The following is a 16900-nucleotide window of genomic DNA, read 5'->3' as shown; positions in this document are numbered from 1 at the left end:
TCCCCTTACCTTTGCCAGTAAAGCGGCGTACCAAAACGCTCGACGTAATAATCAATCACCGCCCTGACGTTCAGGGGCGGATGTCGGGCATCAGGGTAGATCGCCGCGATCGCCTGCTGTTCCGTATTGATGGCACACTCCAGCGTGGGCAGGAGCGGAATCAGCTCACCGCGCTGAAGCGGCTCGCTCACCAGCCAGTCCGGGAACAGCACAATCCCCATCCCGCCCCGCGCCGCAGCCAGCAGCGCTTCCGCATTATTCGAGGTCATCAATGGCGTCACGGGATAGTGTACCCACGCCTCGCCCGCTCTGCGCAACAGCCAGCGGTTAGGCCCTGACGATCCGCGATAGACAAGACAGTGATGCCGATTCAGATCGTCCGGCCCTTCAGGCGCACCGTGTCTACGCACGTAATCTGGCGACGCGGCCAGATGATACACCTGCTGCCCGAACACCCGCGCCCGAAACGAGGAGTCCGTCAGTACGCCAATGCGGAAGATAAGGTCTGCCGCATCCCGGTGGGGGTCAATGAAATCATCGGTCAGCGTCAGCTCTACGCTCAGGCGAGGATAGCGTTCCGACAGGCCGGGAAGTCCTGGGGCTATATGCTTCTGGCCGAAAAACACCGGTCCGTTAATGCGGATCGCACCGGACGGTTCCACCGCCCGCGCGTCCAGCTCCCGGCGCGCCTCTTCCAGGTTTTCCGCCATTGACCGGGCGTAGCGAATAAACAGATGACCGCTTTCCGTGGGAATGACGGCCCGCGTATTGCGATAGAAAAGCTGCTGCCCGAGCGCATCCTCAAGCTGGTGGATCACGCGCGATATCTGCGAGGCCGATATCCCCTGCCGCCGCGCCACGACGGAGAAGTTCTGCGCTTCATACACGTCGATAAAGATCAGCAGCGCGCGGATGTTGATGTTGCTGGCGTCAACCATTAATGCATTTCTCGCAAAGGTGTTTACTGCATTATGGCATTTTTCTCATTGAACAACCCACGTAATCTTCTTCGCCTGAAAACGGAGGAAGAAGAATGCAGTTTGTTTTGATTTTACTGGTGATTGCTGGCGGGATGGGCCTCTCCGTCGAGGCGGGCCTGCTGGGACCTCTGGGGGGAAAGGTCGGGGATTTATGGGCGACGTTCAGCATTTTTGGCGTCGGCGCCGCGCTAACGTTTCTGCTTATGCTGTTTTTCAGCCCGCGCAACAGCCCGTCGTTTTTCGCACAGCCTGGCTGGCAGCTGCTCGGCGGCGTGCTCGGTCCGGTATACGTGGTCATCCTGACCGTGGCGACACCCACCATCGGCATCGCCATGACCATGATTGGCATTCTGGCCGGCCAGGTCTTTAAAAGCCTGATCATTGATCATTATGGTCTGCTGGGTTCGCCGCACAGGAAGATAAACGCAAAGCGCATTATTGCACTGGGGTTCATTATTGCGGCACTGGTTCTGGTCGCGCAGGGGTAACGTATGACACTGATTATGATTCTTCTGGCCGTCTGCGGCGGCGCAACGCTAAGCATTCAGGCCGCCATTAACGGCCAGCTCGGCAGCAGCGTGGGGGTATTTAAAAGTGCGTTTCTGACCTTCTCCGTCGGCGCGCTGGTGACCGCCCTGCTGATTTTCTTCTTTGAGCCTAAGCAGGCCGTCAGCCTGCTGGACGTGCCGAAATGGCAGCTTCTCGGGGCAATGTTTGGCGTGCCTTATATTGTGATTATGGTCGTGGCGGTGCAGCGTATCGGCACCGCCGTCGCCACGGTGGCGGTCATCTTTGGCCAGCTCGCCATGAGCATGTTGATTGATCACTTTGGCTGGCTGGGTAATCCCGCCATTTCGTTTTCAACGAGTCGTCTGGGGGCGGTAGTCTGCCTGGGGATTGCGCTTGTCTTTATTTACTCGGGTAGTAAAACCCGCACCGACAGGACATGAGATCGCATCTTTCGGACTGAGGGCTCCCCAGAAAATTTTTACCGAAAGCGATTAAGTTTTTTTAAAGTGAAGCAATTACTTGCAGCCATGCCCTGGTCCGGCTGTAAATCGCCGAAGCGTTTCCGTAAGGCCGGGGCGAGGCGCAGGGATGCGCCGAGAGGGCGTGGCCTGCAGGGATGCAGGCTCATGCCCGACCCGATAGCCTGAAGGAATAAGCTGAGGGTACCGCGAAGCGGCGATTTACCGCCGGGAGCCCGGGTCGCCAGGGTGGTGGCGACTGAGCCACCCTGGCACGTTCACCGGTCATGTCGTTACAGAGTAGCAAGGAACATAAAGTGAACGGAAATACCACCTTAGCCGTATGTTCCCCTCACCCTAACCCTCTCCCCATAGGGGCGAGGGGATTGTTCACTGCTCGTATCATCACTCTTTACGGGTAAAGAACAGCGTCACCGTGGCGACGGTGACGCCCAGTTTCTTCATCTCGGTTTTATTAAACAGATGGTTCTCATCCTGCAGGTACATCCAGTCGTCAAAGTTCAGTAGCCAGGTGCTGCCGTTGGCCTTCACGTTCATGCTGTAATGCCAGTTGAACGCGTTGCCTGCGGCCTGCCCCGTCGCTACCCCTTCGATATCCCCCGCCGTGCCCTCGTAGCTATCGTTCCCCAGGCGCCGGATATGCCAGATCCGCTGCTGCTTCTCGCCGTCGTCGTAAACGAAGTGCTCGTTCAGGGTCAGCGTATCGCCGATAACGTCCCCGGCAATCTCAACGTGAAAACGTCGGATCTGCTTGCCGCTGCGATCCTGCACCATCCCCCACGCTTCGGTTTTGCCCTGGAAGAAGTGGAAGATATCCAGCCGCGGCTGCTGGTGGCGGTACTCGGTCACCTCTGTGCTACAGCCCGCCAGCAGCATCGTTAATGCCAGCACCATCATCAGGAAACGTTTCATTTTTGGCCTCCGATTAACTGCTGACGCAGCTCAGGATATTGCGTACGGGGAGCCAGCCAGATGGCCAGAAAGCGGGTACTGAACGCTTCTGACTGGCGTGGTCCCAGGGGAATAAAGGTTTTCTGAAGGGTCGGATCGCGGTACCAGAACTGCCCCTGCTGGTCATCAAGGACAAACGCCAGCTGTGAGCCCGGTCGAACATCCGGCCACAGCGACCGGAGCATCCGCAGCCAGGCTTCGCTTTGCGGTTCCTGCGCCAGGATCCCCTGCGCCTGCCACTGGTCGCGGGTCGCCTCGACCAGCTCATCGCGATCGATGTCGCGCGCATAGGTAATTATCAGCGCCTGATCCTGGTTCTCCCGACCGTAACGCCCGTCCGGCGTACGCAGCTGGGAGGTGTAGACGGTGAACGGCCCCCAGGTGAGCGTGGCATCACCCACCTTACGCCACGCCAGCCAGTCGGCGGCCTGGGCCGCAGGCATGGCGATCAGCCAAAGCAGCAAAATCGCAGCTCTCATTTTTGTCTCCCCATCAGCAGGTGGAAAAACAGCATCAACACCAGCCAACCCGGCGCCATCCAGCTGACGACGATAAAAGTCGGCTCCAGAAATGTGATGGCATCCAGCCGCTCGCCAATCAGATACGCCACCGGGCCACCCACGGCGGCCAGCAGGGTCAGCAGCCAGCCGGGCAACGTGGTGGTGCGCGTAAGCTGCGTCCAGACGGTGGCGAACATCAGCCACAATGCCACCATCCATAGCGGCATCAGAGACTCGCCCGTGAAGGCTATCAGTCCCGTCAGCGCCCAGAGCGTATCCAGCAAACTGCCCGCCGCGGCCAGCCCGATGGCGTAAAAACGGTATACAGACGGCAAGAGCAGGCACGCCAGGAGCGCCAGCGCGAGCCAGATAATCAGGCCCTTTTCGCGAAAGAGCACCACCAGCGTCCAGTAAAGATCGAACGCGACAGCCAGCAGAAAGACCTGAAGATATCGTTTCATACGCGCTCGGCGGTCAGCTGCACCACGCTGATGGTGCGGGCGTTAAACCCGGCTTCGCAGTAGCCAAAGTAGTACAGCCACATGCGGCGAAACCGCTCATCAAAGCCGAGCTTTTCAATCTCCTGCCAGGCGTGGACAAAGCGCTGTCGCCAGTGCGCCAGCGTGCGGGCGTAGTCCGGCCCCATGTCGAACAGATTGCGCACCACGAAATCGGTGTGGCGCGTCATCAGATCGTTCATCGCGGTGATGCTCGGCAGAAAACCGCCGGGGAAAATGTAGCGCTGGATAAAATCGACGCTTTTGCTGTAGTCGCGATAGCGCTGGTCCTGAATGGTGATGGCCTGAATCGCCATGCGTCCTCCCGGGCGCAGCCGCGCCTGGCAGGTACGGAAGAACGTGGGCAGATAGCGCTGCCCGACAGCTTCAATCATCTCTATCGAGACCAGCTTGTCATACTGCCCGGTGAGGTCGCGATAGTCGCAGAGCAGCACCTCGACCCGCTCCTGCAGTCCGGCGCGGGCAATTCGTTCGGTCGCCCAGACGTATTGCTCCTGCGATAGCGTGGTGGTGGTCACCCGACAGCCATAATGACGGGCCGCGTATTCCGCCATCGCTCCCCAGCCAGTGCCAATTTCCAGCAGATGATCGCCCGGTTTCAGCGCCAGCTGTTCGCACAGACGCGCCATTTTGGCCTGCTGGGCCGCCGTGAGATCCTGCTCGTCCTCTGTAAACAAGGCGCTGGAATAGAGCAGCTCCTTATCCAGAAAATGGGCATAGAAGGTGTTACCCAGATCGTAATGGGCGGCAATATTTTCACGCGCCTGCGCGCGGGAGTTTCGTCGCGTCCAGTGGCGTAGCCGCTCCAGCGGCCTGCCGAACAGACGGAACCCGTTTTCCAGACGGCCAAGCACCTCGCCGTTGAGCGCCAGAAGTTCCAGTAGCGGCGTAAGGTGCGTAGTTTCCCATTCGCCGTCCATCCAGGCTTCTGCCGCGGCAAGGCTCCCGCCCGTTAAGACGCGCCAGTAGACGCCGGGCGTCAGGATCTGTACGTCGGCATGCAGCGCGGAGGCTGACTCACCAAAATGAAAGGTCTGCGCCCCCTCTCGCAGCGTGAGCGAGCCACCGCGGATACCGCTTAACAGACGAAAAAGCAGCCAGCGCGCAAGGCGCACGTTGCGCGGGATATCGGGTTCTAACGCAAAGACGGGATCGGTCATGAGCGTTCACTCCTGCTGACGGGATGGTTATACAGCGGCACGCGCTTGAGCCACAGGCGCAGCGCCTGCCAGTAAATGGCGAAAACGGTTTTCAGGGTCATAAGCGGGATGCGCAGGAGCAGCGAACGCAGCGCGGGGCGCGTCATAGGCTCCCGGCGCAGCGCCAGCGTGGCGTCGAACACCTTCGCCTCCTGATGATTTTCAATGTGCATATGCAACGTGTTATCCGGCTCGTTAAAGCGCCAGTGGTAGGTCATGTCCATCGGATTGAAGGGAGAAACGTGAAACGCTTTTTCCGTAGGCTGGGCATGTTGCCCGTCGACCGCGTAATAATGACGTTCGTTCCACGGCGTGTTGCGGACCTCCGCCAGCAGCCAGCGCAGGATTCCCCTCCCGTCATAGCAGTAGTAAAAGTTGACCGGATTGAAATGAAAGCCGAAATAGCGCAGCTGCGTCAGGAGCATGACCCGCCCGTCCGGACGTTCCCCGGTCAGGCTCTCCAGCCTGCTCAGCACGTTCTCTTTAAGCGGCGTGCCGAGCGGATAGTCCGCGTCATGGAAAGAGGCGGCAGCAAAGCGATTGCGCCGCACACCGACGGACGCGAGCAGCGGCAGCTCATCGAGATCCAGCCAGGCCATAAAGACGCTGTAGCGAAATTCATGGGTTTTCGGCTGCAGGCGGCGGTGGCGTAATACGCCGTGGTAAAGGCAGCTGTTCATCTCAGTTCCCCTCCCCGGCCGCTATCGCATTGACCACGTCCAGCGCGCTGCGCACCCCGTCCTCATGAAAACCGTTGTACCAGTAGGCTCCGCAGAACCAGCTCCGCCGGCGGCCGTTGATCTCGCCGCGCCGCGCCTGCGCCCGCCAGCTTTGCGGGTTAAACAGCGGATGCTCATAAACGAAGCGTTGCAGAACGAAGCGCTCATCAACCGCCGCGTCCGGGTTCAGGGTGACGCAGAACAGCGGGCTGCCCGCAGGCAGCCCCTGCAGGATATTCATGTTGTAGGTGACACAGGCGCTGGCCTGCGCATGCTCGCTCAGGCGGTAGTTCCAGCTGGCCCAGGCGCGCGGCCGCACCGGCAGCCAGCGCGAGTCGCTGTGCAACACAACCTCGTTGCGCTGCCAGCCGATATCGCCCAGCACCTCGCGCTCTGCGGTGGTCGGGTCGTCAAGCATGGCCAGCGCCTGAGCGGAGTGGCAGGCAAATATCACCTGATCGAAGGTATGGCTGCCGTTTTCGAGCTGGAGCGTGACCCCGCGCTCGTGGCGGCTCACCTGCTGAACCGGCGTATTGAGATGCAGCGTCAGCCGATCGCCCAATTTGTCCAGCATCGCGCGGATATACTCCCGCGAGCCGCCCGGCACCACGTACCACTGCGGGCGATGAGTGATATCAAGCAGACCGTGGTTTTGGAAGAAACGTAAAAAGAGCGGCAGCGGGAAGCGCGTCATCTCCTGCAGCGACGATGACCAGATGGCGGCCCCCATCGGCAGAATATAGTGGCGCGCAAAAAACGGCGTAAAGCCGTGCTGGTCCAGAAACGTCTGCAGCGTGGCGTTCGGATCCACTTCCCCGTCCAGCGCCTGTTTTGCCAGGCAGTTAAAGCGTACGATCTCGCCCAGCAGCCGCCAGAATGCCGGATTCACCAGGTTTCGACGCTGGGCAAACAGCGACGTCAGCGTGTGGCCGTTGTACTCAAACCCCGTCGCGGGGTCGTGCACCGAAAAGCTCATCTGCGTTTTTTGCCCGCTGATGCCCAGCTCGCTGAGCAGGCCCATAAAGCGCGGGTAGGTACGGTCGTTGTAGACGATAAACCCGGTATCGATCGCGTATGTACCCTGTGGCGTCGTCACGTCAACCGTTGCGGTATGGCCGCCCGGCGTGGATCCCGCTTCAAACAGAGTCACCTGATGGTGTCCGGCCAGCCGCCAGGCACAGGTCAGCCCGGCAATGCCGCTGCCGATAATCGCAATGTTCATGAACGCACCATCCTGCGCAGCAGCGTGCGCTGAAGAAACGCAGGCAGCCCGGAGAGCAGCCGCAAAATGAAGCCAAACCCGGACGGAAACGCGATGTGCATTTTCCCGGCCGCCAGTCCGATACGGATCGCCTTCACCGCCTCGTCGACGGTCACCCTGCCCGGCATGGCAAAATCGTTTTTTTGCGTCAGGGGCGTATCGACAAAGCCCGGAGAGACAACCGTGACGGCAATCCCTTTTGGCTCCCAGTCCAGGCGCAGGCTCTCGGCAAACCAGCTCAGCGCCGCTTTGGACGCGCCGTAGGCCTCTGCACGCGGGAAGGGAAGCCAGTGCGCCATCGAACTCACCAGCACCACACGGTTACCGGCAACCAGCTGCGATTGTAGCGCCTCAAGGCAGTTCACCGGCCCAAGGAAATTGGTGTTCATGACCCGCTCCACCAGCGCCGCATCCACCACGCCACCGTCGAGGTATTCGCAGGTACCCGCGCAGAGAATGATCAGGTCGGCGTAGCTGCCGGTCAGCGCCTGGCGACAGGCATCCCTGTCCGTCATATCGAACAGGCGCACGGTGAGATTGGGGCAGGTCTGATGCAGCGCTTCCAGACGCGCCGGATCGCGCCCGCAGGCAATCACATGGTAGCCGTCAGCAGAGAAGGATTTCGCCAGCCCGGCGCCAATCCCCGAGCTTGCGCCGGTAATCAACACCGTCTTCATGATTTCACCCTCCGCTTCACGCCGCGAACCGCCCAGCCCAGCAGAGGAAGATGTTCGTAGATCATCTCTCCCGCATCGTAGTAGTCCCGCTGGCGCGTGATGAGATCGTTTTCCGTCTCCACCACCGAGCACCCCGGCAGATCGAGCGGTTCGCCTCCGGCAATGCGCGGATGCGACCAGTGCATCACCCAGGTGACAACAAACCGGTTCCCGCTGCAGAGCGGCGGATCGATAGAAAAACGGCAGTTCTCGACGTTGGCCAGCAGATGGGTGAAATAGCGCTGAAGCGCAAAGATACCGTTGTGCTCACCGAAGGGATCGATAAGCGTGGCATTCGAATCATAAAGCCCAGCCAGCGCGGACGGCGGCTGGCTATCCAGTGCGGCGTAGTACTCGACAAACCGACTCACGACAGAGGGCAAAGTGCTCATGGGTCACATCCTGGCTGTAAACAACGTGGCGTAATCGCATAATTAAAACTTACACAATTAACGTTATTTGTCCAAGTTTGTGCAAGTTTATTTTTTATTATTCATAAATATCAATTAGTTGAAAGATCATTCATTTGAAGGTTTTGTAGGCCGGGTAAGGCATAGCCGCCACCCGGCTTTCACTCACTTTCAGGTTATCCTTAAGGCAAATTCAGCGGTCATCTTCCAGGCTTATCCTTTTTATTCATAAGGATGCCTGACATGAAACGTTTCTTTCTCTCCCTATTCTCAAGCCCGGAATCCTTACTGCAGGTGATGAGCCAGCAGGAAATTATTGAAGCCGTGGAAGATGGCGACCGCATCATCATCGACCAGGACGGGAACGCCTCGGTGAACTACAAGAGCAATGAGGTGCGGCAGGACTTTCTGCGTCACGTTAACGCGCTGAAGAGGGCCTGATATGGGAACGGCGATATTTATGGTGCTGATGGTCTGCGGGTACTGGTACACCAGTCGCGACCTGTCGACCCGCTTTAAAATCAAGCGTTCCTTCGGCTGGGATGTCTATTTTCTCGTTGCGCTTTACGGCTGTATTTTCGTTCTGCAAGGGGTGATTGCCACGGGGCTGCTCTGGCTGCTGTTGCTTAGCCTTTCCGCCGCCAACAACGCTTTTCACTTTGCCTCACCGAAATACACCGACTGGCAAATCGACTTTATGAACTGGAGTTTTTTAGGCATTCAGGCGCCGGTGGTGGTGATGCTGGCGTTTGCCATCCTGTTTTGTCTCTACCGGTCTAACTGGGCAGGCAGCGCCAGGCTGGACGGCGAGAGCCGGAAAAAGCTCTACAAACGGCTTGCGCAGGCGAGCGGGATCGAGCAACTGCTCTATCAGTGTATGGAGCAAGGCGAGCTGGCGCAGGTCACGCTCCGCTCGAGGCGGATATACGTGGGTATGATCCACACCGCGACGCTGGAATATGAAAAAACGGCCAATATCGTGCTGATCCCGATGTTGAGCGGGTACCGGGACGAGAAGACGATGAACCTGCGCATCGAGAATAATTACAGCCGGTGGTACGCCGAGCATGACATTACGCTCGACTCAGAACCCCGCAGCGCCATGTCATTCCGTAAGGTGATTTTACTCAATCAGATTGAGAGCATCTCGCTGTTCGATCCCGCCAGCGCCAGCGCGCTGTCGCTGGCACAGCGGGACGAGAGCCCTGGCCCTAAAGAGACATCCCCATAATTCTGAGTATGCTCTGCTGTGAGGCTGTTTCAAAAAGGACGTTCTTAATGCAGAGCATGCCCTGCTTCTTGTAGAACCGGTACGCTCCTGCGTTCTGCTCAAGCACTTCCAGCCAGAGATAGTCCTTTCCCCTGCTCCGGGCCATGTCGATAATTTTATTGAACAGGTCCTGACCATAGTTCTTGCCGGTCTCGGCAGGATCGAGGTAGAGCTTGTTGAGGAGAACGCCCCTCTTGTCCGTTTCGGGAAGCATGGCGTCCCAGGTCACTTTCATAAACCCCACTGGCCGATCGGTCTCTGCAACATACCAGGAAACAGCGTTATCTTTCAGGCTCTGTTCAAGTACAGAAACGGCATACTCGCCGTCCAGAAAGGCCTTCATCTCGGCGTCTGATACCCACAGATGCTGAAAATGGGCGGGGTATATGCGGTATCCAAGTTCGCTTAAGAGCGCAGAATCGGCCCCGCTGGCCTGTCGAATTCGAAGAGTCATGGAAGATATCCCTGGTCATCACCCGCGTTGGGCATGTTGATAGAGGTCCCAGCGGTTGCCGTAAATATCTTCAAACACCACCACCATACCGTACTCTTCCTCACGAGGTTCTTCACAAAAATGAACGCCTTTTGCTTTCATGGCATGGTAATCGCGCCAAAAATCATCCGTCTGAAGGAACAGGAAAACTCGGCCACCGCATTGATTACCGATAAAACCTTCCTGCCTCTCGTTAGACGCACGAGCCAGCAAAATATTGCAGTCGCTTTCCGGGTTGGGCGAGACGACTACCCAGCGTTTACCGGGTTGAGGCGTATCTTCTACGAGGGTAAACCCCAGCTTGTCGGTGTAGTATTCAATGGCACGATCGTAGTCATCAACCACAATAGCCACGCAGCCGAGGCATCGTTTCTGTGTTCTCATTTCCGTTACCTTTACTCTAAATGGTTATGCTCAGCGCTTTTCCACAGAATACGCGCGCGTGAAAATATTTTACAGATTGATCAGTCTGCTACGTACGCTCCAGGCTCAGACACACTAAAACGGGTGGGTGAAAGACCGCTTTCGATCGCGCTAATCTGCCCCTGAAGAAGGGATGATGGGTGATAAAAAACATATGGAAATTATTTTGATGCGCCACGGCGAACCCGAATACAGGGGCGCGGGAAAGGTGTCGTACAGGGAAATGGCGGGATGGATCGACAGCTATAACCGCTCTTCAACGGGCAGCGACAGACCTTCGGAGATGGCTCAAATCCTCGCGTACCGCGCACTGACGTTTCTCAGCAGCCCTCTCCCGCGAGCCCTTTCATCGTTGAAAACGCTGGGGTGTGAACCGGGCTTAATTGATGAGGTTTTTCGGGAAGCAGAGCTGCCGGTGTTCCGTATTCCGGGGTTACGGCTATCGCCTTTTAACTGGGCAGCGCTGTTTCGCGTTCTTTGGCTCTGCGGCCTGTCTGGCGAGTCAGAGTGCGTGAGCGTCGCAAAAGAACGTGCCGTTAAGGCGGCAGAAATCCTGGTGAATGTCGCGAAGGACTCTGACGGCCCCGTCTTGCTCATGGGGCACGGAATGATCAATCGGTTTATTGCGAAGGAACTGATCGCATCAGGCTGGAAAGAACAGACTTCCCCGGTAACCGGTTACTGGGGAGGGGGGTTTACAGCCTTGTGTAAGGGCACATACTGACACCGAGGATTTTTTCATCCTCGGCGCTTGGGTCATAGCGTCTGGCCAAGGATAACGCGATCGAACAGACGGTCTCCCAACCAGAGACGCATGCGGATGAGCATCTTTGCATACTTGCCGGCTGCATAACGTGTACGCGGATGAGGGCTTTTAACGGCGCGGGCAACCACGTCCGCAATCACCTTCGGGTCGCTGCCTCTGCCATTCCCGTATGCATTTTTGACCGATTTAGCCACTTTCTCCACGAGGCGAGCGTAAGGGCCATTTGCTGAACGTTTAACTATATTGCCACTGACCACATCACCAAAGCCTGTCTCGATTAAACCCGGTTCAACAATCACAACCTTAATGCCAAATTCAGCCACTTCAAGACGCAGACAGTCAGACCATCCCTCAAGCGCATGTTTCGTTGCGTGATACCAGGCTCCCAGAAGGGTGTAAATCTTACCCCCCATAGAGGTGATATTAATAATGTAACCGCTGCGTCTGGCGCGCATGGCCGGGATCAGCAGTTGCGTAAGGCGGGCCGCACCAAACACGTTAACCTCAAACTGATAGCGAGCTTCATCAATACCAATCTCTTCTACCGGTCCATAGAGCCCAAAACCCGCGTTGTTGACCAGTACGTCAACCCCACCTGTCTGCGACATGATGGTATTCACGGCAACCACAATGTCTTCATCACGTGAGATATCCATCCGCAGAGGGTACGCGCCAAGCTGGGCGAGATCGTGCATTTTCTCAACGCTACGGGCAGCAGCGTAAACCTGATAGCCATCCTGAATAAGACGACGGGCGATGGCTTTGCCCATACCTGACGATGCACCGGTGACCAGCGCAGTTTTTTTGTCCTGAGTAAACATAGATACCTCGGTGAGTAGACTGTGGCTAGTTTGCTCTCCTTCGATCTCATGTTAACTAGCGTATCGCGCCATTTGACTCGCAAACTGCGCCATCAGAGCGATAAATACGCACGTGTTTACTCAAGACGCATGGCTGTCCTGGCCGCTTCAGGAGTCTGGCCCGTCCAGGTCATAAATGCGCGATAGAAGGAGTTAGGATCTTCGAAACCCAGCAAAAACGCGATCTCATACCCGGAAAGACGCGTATTACGAAGATAATGACGGGCCAGGTGTTCACGACACGCGTTGACAAGGTTGCGAAAGTTTTCCCCTTCCTGCTCAAGCCTTCGCTGCAGCGTGCGTTTGCTCATTCCCAGACGCTCAGCCGCTTTTTCAATAGTCGCTTCGTTACCGGGAATTAGCTCCAGGAGTACCGCTCGTACGCGCTCGGCGGTTGAAGCCCGTTCATTTAACTGACCGAGACGACGCTGCAGTTCCGGTTCAAATACCTGCCACATTCCCTCATTGACCGTTAAAAAGGGTCGAAGCGCATCGGCTGCGGAAAAGCTGATGGCGGGCTGTTCTCCGTATTGCACGTCAGCACCAAAGAAACGCGAAAAGTGGCTGTTCTGAACCGATGACGGTAGCGCAGAAACGCAGATCCGTAAGGGGTTAACCGGTTCGCGCGTTCCCAGCCGCAGAAGCTTGAGCAGGAAGCCCAACTCTGCCACCTGGAGAAACGGCGGAATAATTGTCGCAAAAAGCCAGCGCGGTGAGACGGTAAGGTTGCCGTTTTGGTCGACTGTTGTCTCCAGAACCATGGGAGCAATAAGCTGTTTATATCTGGCCAGACGCTGGACAGCCTGCATCATATTGCTGCTACACAGTGCGGCAAAAAGGGGCGGATCAAACACATCCGCAGAGATCAACTCAATGAGCGGGACGGGAAAGGCAGGATCGTTCGTTTCAGCCTCCAGCGCATTCCAGAAGCGAATGTATTCATTCGTATCGAGTCCCCGCGCTTTTTGTAAAAAGAGATCGTCAGGTAATCCTGCCCTGCGGAGGATGCGTTCTGGCTCAAGCCCCGCGTCTTTCAGCAGCGTTTTCCAGCTTATATCGAGAGCGAAAGTACGGTTATAGGCCATTTGCTCATTCCGGTGTGAAGGTTATTCAACGCTTAGTGTTGTTGTGTTGCTGGCGTTTGTCAGTCGTCTCAGGTGTAAACATTATTTGCCCCCTAAAAACGCTGCTTCTAGTGCCCTCTTCAACGACGTGATGACCTCATCCGTCTCCATGCCCATCTGCGCATGAATAATGGCGCCGTCAATGAGCAGCATGATTTCATTGACGACGCGCTCATCCGCGATGGTCGTCAGCGACGCAATAATATTCTTTGTTTCGATTTTATGATCGCGGCATATCGCTTTTATTTCGCTTTCAATATCTTCGGATTTGGCTTCGGCGCTGGCATTAATAAACGCACAGCCGTGGAACTCCGGCGAAATAAACCATTCACAGAGCGTTGCAGAAATCGCATCAGCAGGTATTTCGCCGTCATCGAGATGTCGGCGCAGCGTGGATTCAAACCAGTTAATCCATATTTCATGCCGATAGTGCAAATAGGCGAGAATAAGTAAACTTTTGCTCTGAAAATGGCGATAAAACGTCACCTTCGTCACTTTCGCCTCTTTAATCAGCGTATCCACCCCCGTCGCCCTGAAGCCCGTGGAATAAAACAGATCGTGCGCCGTCAGTAATATTTTATCCCGGACGCTAATTTTTGTTTCGTTGCCTGCGTGTTCAGTTTTCATTTTTTCGACAGCCTCAAAAAGGGTGTTGACAGCGTTATTTTTCAGGCATAGATTACCCCAGGTAGACAGATCTGTCTACATAAAATCACACTGAGGTAACCGCCATGAACACACGTCCTCCTTTACCGCCCTTCACCCGTGAAAGCGCCATCGAAAAAGTCAGGCTGGCAGAAGATGGCTGGAACAGTCGCGACCCGGCGAAAGTCGCGCTGGCCTATACGCTGGATACCCAATGGCGCAACCGCGCAGAGTTCGCCACCAACCGTGAAGAGGCCCGGGCGTTTCTGGAGCGGAAATGGAAAAAAGAGCTGGACTATCGTCTGATTAAAGAGCTGTGGGCCTTTACGGAAAACCGCATCGCGGTCCGCTATGCCTATGAATGGCATGATGATTCAGGCAACTGGTTCCGCTCGTACGGCAACGAAAACTGGGAATTCGACCCGGACGGCTTGATGAAGCGCCGCTTTGCCTGCGTAAACGATATGCCGATAAAAGAATCCGAGCGACTGTTCCACTGGCCGCTGGGCAGACGCCCGGACGATCACCCGTCGCTGAGCGATCTGGGCTTATAGAATTTTTACATCACTCCGGGGCGCCCCGGAGTGATGGGTTTAGAGTGCGCCCAGCTGTTTCATCAGCGTCAGGTTGTCCTCAATATGCCAGTTTGCCGCAATTTTACCGTCGCGGACTTCATAAATATCCGTAGCGATGAAATCTATTTTCTGCCCTTTTCCTTTCAGCGTGCCAAATGTCCCGGTGAATGTGCCGTAAAAATGCAAATGCGAAACCACGCGAGTGCCTGAAATAATCATCTGCTCAACGTCACAGCGTAAGTCCGGCACGGCGGCACGAAACGCCCGGGAGGCTAAAATAGCGCCTTCAGGCCCTTGCTTACGACCTTCCGGGGGCGTTTTATCGATGAAATTCACCGCCAGCGCATCACGCGCCAGGGATTCTTCTCCCGTATTCCAGAACGTTGCATATTCTCTGGCAACGGCTTCATTCGCCCTTAATTTCGCCTGGGGTAAGCTCTTATCAACAATAAGCTGTTTCGGCTGAAGCCATTCCAGCTGCGCCGAAAATGTGGTGCCGGACAGACCGGCAAGAATAAGCATCGCCACAGCTGGACGAAAACACGTCGTATATTTCATGATGTCTCTCAACAGAGTATTACGTTACCCGCAGACGATTTCCTGCGGTTCAAACCGGCGGGGATTCAGTTAATTAACGCCCCGCCCTCAATATCAATGACCGACCCCGTGACAAAGGGATTGTCCATGGCGAAGAGATATCCTTGCGCGATGTCCTCCGCCCTTCCCCAGGCTTTGGCTGGCAGGGTATCCGCCGCGCCGGCGAGCATTTTTTCCCGCGCGGCGGCGTCCATCCCCGCATACGCTTCCGTGTCGGTCAGCCCCGGACTCACGACGTTGACGCGCAGCGGGGAAAGCTCCTTCGCCAGCACTTTTATCGCGGCCTCAATGGCGGCATTCATCGTTGTTTTTACGATGGCGCCCGCCACGGTGCGGCGCGCGACAAAGCCGCTGGTAAAGGTCAGCGTACCGCGGGGAGCGATGTTCCCGCTGAGATAGCGGGCGACATTCAGACTTCCCCAGAATTTTGTATCAAAGGCCTGTCTTGCCGCACGGAGATCCAGTCCGGAAAGCAGCCCGCCCGGCGCCTGTGAACCCGCCGTGACGACAATATTATTGACCTCGCCCAGCGTTTCACTGAGCGCAACAAGCTCTTCCTCACGGCTGATATCGAGCACGAGGGTGCTAACAGACGCGGCATGAGCGCTCAGTCGTTGCCGTGCCGCGTCCAGTTTCGCGCTGTCGCGCCCAGCAAGAATAATCTCCTCACCGCGCCCGGCAAGCAGGGTGCCCACGGCGAAACCGATGCCGGAAGCGCCGCCGATAATTAAGGTTTTACGGGTCATCATGTTTCCTCCTGCTGGGTGTACGTTGAGTAATCGGTATAGCCCGTGGCGGTGCCGCCAAACAGCGTGGCGGGGTCGCGCACCTGGGCCAGCGGCAAGCGGTGCGCCAGCCGGTGAGGCAAATCCGGGTTGGCAATAAACGGTCGTCCGAAGGCAATCAAATCGGCATAGCCCGCCACCAGAATTTCTTCGGCTTTGGCAAGGTCATAGTTACCCGCGACGATCAGGGTTCCGCTGAAGGTCTCGCGAAGCGATTGACGGAAATGCTCAGGAATCTGCGGCGCGTCGTCCCAGTCGGCTTCCGCCAGGTGGATGAACGCAATCCCCTTTTGTTCGCACCAGGCCGCAAGCGCGAGTATGGCTTCAGAGACCTGCGGGTCGTTCATCCCGCGCTGGGTAATAAATGGCGAAAGACGGATGCCCGTACGTTCGTGACCTATGGCTTCGGCAATTACGCTTAACACCTCCTGAGCAAAACGGATCCGGTTCGCCAGCGAGCCGCCGTACTCATCCGTGCGTTTGTTGGAGGTTTGGCGCAGGAACTGGTCGATCAGATAGCCATTTCCGCCGTGGATCTCCACGCCATCAAACCCGGCCTGAACGGCATTTAAAGCGGCCTGGCGGTAGTCCGCGACGATGTTCTGAATGTCCTTGCGTGAGAGCGTTCTCGGCTGCGGGCAGTCAACCATCTGGCCTTCTCCACGCTCATTCACCACCCACACCTGCGCGTCTGGCTCAAGGGCAGACGGGGCGACAGGCTTACCGTCCGGGTGAAAGCTGGCGTGCGACATTCGCCCAACGTGCCAGAGCTGCGAAAAAATCACCCCGCCCGCCTGATGCACGGCGCCCGTCGTGAGCTGCCATCCTGAAACCTGCTCCTGCGAATGGATACCGGGCGTCCAGGAGTATCCCTGGCCCTGAGGCGAGATCTGCGTGGCTTCGGTGATGATTAATCCGGCGGTGGCCCGCTGCCGGTAATACTCGGCCATCAGCGCGGAGGGAATGTTGCCCGGCTGAAGGGAGCGCGCGCGGGTCATCGGTGCCATGACGATACGATTTTTCAGCTCTTGCTGACCCAGCCTGTAACGTTCAAAGAGTGAGGTAGGTTTCATGTTTTCATCCCTTATGGTTTGGATGAAATCACTTTACAGTCGGCAT

23 protein-coding genes are annotated in these 16900 nt (G+C 56.8%); 6 read left to right on the top strand and 17 right to left on the bottom strand.

Annotated elements, in window-relative coordinates; all coding sequences use genetic code 11:
• Positions 1-5: 5 nt before the first annotated feature.
• Entirely contained in the window at positions 6-938 is a 933-nt protein-coding gene (locus tag F3J31_RS00195) for a LysR family transcriptional regulator (RefSeq protein ID WP_167210502.1), read from the bottom strand.
• A gap of 95 nt (positions 939-1033) precedes the next feature.
• Here F3J31_RS00195 and F3J31_RS00190 point away from each other — a divergent pair, with 95 nt between their 5' ends.
• Together F3J31_RS00190 and F3J31_RS00185 are read left to right on the top strand one after the other, a co-directional pair.
• Positions 1034-1468, top strand: a complete 435-nt coding sequence (locus tag F3J31_RS00190) for a DMT family transporter (RefSeq protein ID WP_045910475.1) — start codon at positions 1034-1036, stop codon at positions 1466-1468.
• Between the two features lie 3 nt (positions 1469-1471).
• The gene (locus tag F3J31_RS00185; RefSeq protein WP_167210499.1) at positions 1472-1930 is read left to right on the top strand and encodes a DMT family transporter; all 459 of its coding nucleotides are present in this window, start codon (positions 1472-1474) and stop codon (positions 1928-1930) included.
• Between the two features lie 423 nt (positions 1931-2353).
• On the opposite strand, the gene F3J31_RS00180 is transcribed toward F3J31_RS00185, so the two are convergent.
• Genes F3J31_RS00180 through F3J31_RS00145 form a run of 8 tightly spaced genes read right to left on the bottom strand, consistent with a single transcriptional unit; the run spans position 2354 to position 8225 of the window.
• Positions 2354-2881 carry a DUF3833 domain-containing protein gene (locus F3J31_RS00180; protein WP_167210496.1) on the bottom strand — a complete coding sequence of 176 codons (528 nt, stop codon included), beginning with the start codon at positions 2879-2881 and terminating at the stop codon, positions 2354-2356.
• On the bottom strand, positions 2878-3399 hold the full coding sequence (locus F3J31_RS00175; RefSeq protein WP_048030580.1) for a hypothetical protein: 522 nt from the start codon (positions 3397-3399) through the stop codon (positions 2878-2880). Before F3J31_RS00175 ends, F3J31_RS00180 begins: the two co-directional genes overlap by 4 nt.
• Positions 3396-3881, bottom strand: coding sequence for a DUF2878 domain-containing protein (locus F3J31_RS00170; protein WP_048989720.1), 486 nt, complete (start codon positions 3879-3881; stop codon positions 3396-3398). The genes F3J31_RS00175 and F3J31_RS00170 overlap by 4 nt, the downstream gene beginning before the upstream one ends.
• A complete protein-coding gene (locus tag F3J31_RS00165) occupies positions 3878-5098 on the bottom strand; it encodes a cyclopropane-fatty-acyl-phospholipid synthase family protein (RefSeq protein WP_167210493.1) in 1221 nt (406 codons plus the stop codon). The genes F3J31_RS00170 and F3J31_RS00165 overlap by 4 nt, the downstream gene beginning before the upstream one ends.
• Entirely contained in the window at positions 5095-5817 is a 723-nt protein-coding gene (locus F3J31_RS00160) for a DUF1365 domain-containing protein (protein WP_167210490.1), read from the bottom strand. Before F3J31_RS00160 ends, F3J31_RS00165 begins: the two co-directional genes overlap by 4 nt.
• 1 nt (position 5818) lies before the next feature.
• Positions 5819-7078, bottom strand: coding sequence for an FAD-dependent oxidoreductase (locus F3J31_RS00155; protein ID WP_167210487.1), 1260 nt, complete (start codon positions 7076-7078; stop codon positions 5819-5821).
• Positions 7075-7794, bottom strand: a complete 720-nt coding sequence (locus F3J31_RS00150; RefSeq protein ID WP_167210484.1) for an SDR family NAD(P)-dependent oxidoreductase — start codon at positions 7792-7794, stop codon at positions 7075-7077. Before F3J31_RS00150 ends, F3J31_RS00155 begins: the two co-directional genes overlap by 4 nt.
• Positions 7791-8225, bottom strand: a complete 435-nt coding sequence (locus F3J31_RS00145; protein WP_167210481.1) for a nuclear transport factor 2 family protein — start codon at positions 8223-8225, stop codon at positions 7791-7793. The genes F3J31_RS00150 and F3J31_RS00145 overlap by 4 nt, the downstream gene beginning before the upstream one ends.
• Positions 8226-8486: 261 nt before the next feature.
• Here F3J31_RS00145 and F3J31_RS00140 point away from each other — a divergent pair, with 261 nt between their 5' ends.
• Complete coding sequence (locus F3J31_RS00140) at positions 8487-8684, top strand: hypothetical protein (RefSeq protein WP_008502331.1); 198 nt, start codon at positions 8487-8489, stop codon at positions 8682-8684.
• Between the two features lies 1 nt (position 8685).
• Complete coding sequence (locus F3J31_RS00135; RefSeq protein ID WP_045910465.1) at positions 8686-9474, top strand: hypothetical protein; 789 nt, start codon at positions 8686-8688, stop codon at positions 9472-9474.
• On the opposite strand, the gene F3J31_RS00130 is transcribed toward F3J31_RS00135, so the two are convergent.
• Entirely contained in the window at positions 9455-9967 is a 513-nt protein-coding gene (locus F3J31_RS00130) for a GNAT family N-acetyltransferase (protein WP_167210478.1), read from the bottom strand. The two genes, F3J31_RS00135 and F3J31_RS00130, sit on opposite strands and share 20 nt — an antisense overlap.
• Before the next feature lie 18 nt (positions 9968-9985).
• Positions 9986-10390, bottom strand: a complete 405-nt coding sequence (locus tag F3J31_RS00125; protein WP_028015889.1) for a VOC family protein — start codon at positions 10388-10390, stop codon at positions 9986-9988.
• 172 nt (positions 10391-10562) lie between these two features.
• On the opposite strand from F3J31_RS00125, the gene F3J31_RS00120 reads away from it, so the two are divergent.
• Entirely contained in the window at positions 10563-11153 is a 591-nt protein-coding gene (locus tag F3J31_RS00120) for a histidine phosphatase family protein (protein ID WP_240152736.1), read from the top strand.
• Between the two features lie 32 nt (positions 11154-11185).
• Here the strand turns inward: F3J31_RS00120 and F3J31_RS00115 are convergent, their stop codons facing one another.
• The 3 genes from F3J31_RS00115 to F3J31_RS00105 form a co-directional block, all read right to left on the bottom strand.
• Positions 11186-12016, bottom strand: a complete 831-nt coding sequence (locus F3J31_RS00115; RefSeq protein ID WP_047748967.1) for an oxidoreductase — start codon at positions 12014-12016, stop codon at positions 11186-11188.
• Positions 12017-12132: 116 nt separating this feature from the next.
• Positions 12133-13140 carry an AraC family transcriptional regulator gene (locus tag F3J31_RS00110; protein WP_008502337.1) on the bottom strand — a complete coding sequence of 336 codons (1008 nt, stop codon included), beginning with the start codon at positions 13138-13140 and terminating at the stop codon, positions 12133-12135.
• Between the two features lie 81 nt (positions 13141-13221).
• Entirely contained in the window at positions 13222-13806 is a 585-nt protein-coding gene (locus tag F3J31_RS00105) for a TetR/AcrR family transcriptional regulator (protein ID WP_167210475.1), read from the bottom strand.
• Between the two features lie 104 nt (positions 13807-13910).
• Here F3J31_RS00105 and F3J31_RS00100 point away from each other — a divergent pair, with 104 nt between their 5' ends.
• Positions 13911-14378 (top strand): nuclear transport factor 2 family protein, encoded by a 468-nt coding sequence (locus F3J31_RS00100; RefSeq protein WP_167210472.1) that lies wholly within the window; start codon positions 13911-13913, stop codon positions 14376-14378.
• 39 nt (positions 14379-14417) lie between these two features.
• Here F3J31_RS00100 and F3J31_RS00095 read toward each other — a convergent pair whose 3' ends face one another.
• The 3 genes from F3J31_RS00095 to F3J31_RS00085 form a co-directional block, all read right to left on the bottom strand.
• Positions 14418-14957, bottom strand: a complete 540-nt coding sequence (locus F3J31_RS00095) for an ester cyclase (protein ID WP_167210469.1) — start codon at positions 14955-14957, stop codon at positions 14418-14420.
• Between the two features lie 65 nt (positions 14958-15022).
• Positions 15023-15745 carry an SDR family oxidoreductase gene (locus F3J31_RS00090; protein ID WP_205246174.1) on the bottom strand — a complete coding sequence of 241 codons (723 nt, stop codon included), beginning with the start codon at positions 15743-15745 and terminating at the stop codon, positions 15023-15025.
• Positions 15742-16854, bottom strand: a complete 1113-nt coding sequence (locus tag F3J31_RS00085) for an alkene reductase (RefSeq protein WP_167210467.1) — start codon at positions 16852-16854, stop codon at positions 15742-15744. The genes F3J31_RS00090 and F3J31_RS00085 overlap by 4 nt, the downstream gene beginning before the upstream one ends.
• Between the last annotated feature and the right edge of the window lie 46 nt (positions 16855-16900).

Origin of the sequence: Enterobacter sp. Acro-832 (assembly GCF_011752745.1) — a bacterium.
In the GTDB taxonomy this organism is placed as follows: domain Bacteria; phylum Pseudomonadota; class Gammaproteobacteria; order Enterobacterales; family Enterobacteriaceae; genus Enterobacter; species Enterobacter quasiroggenkampii.
Note: the sequence above shows the minus strand (reverse complement) of the source record. Positions and strands in the feature narration are given on the sequence as shown.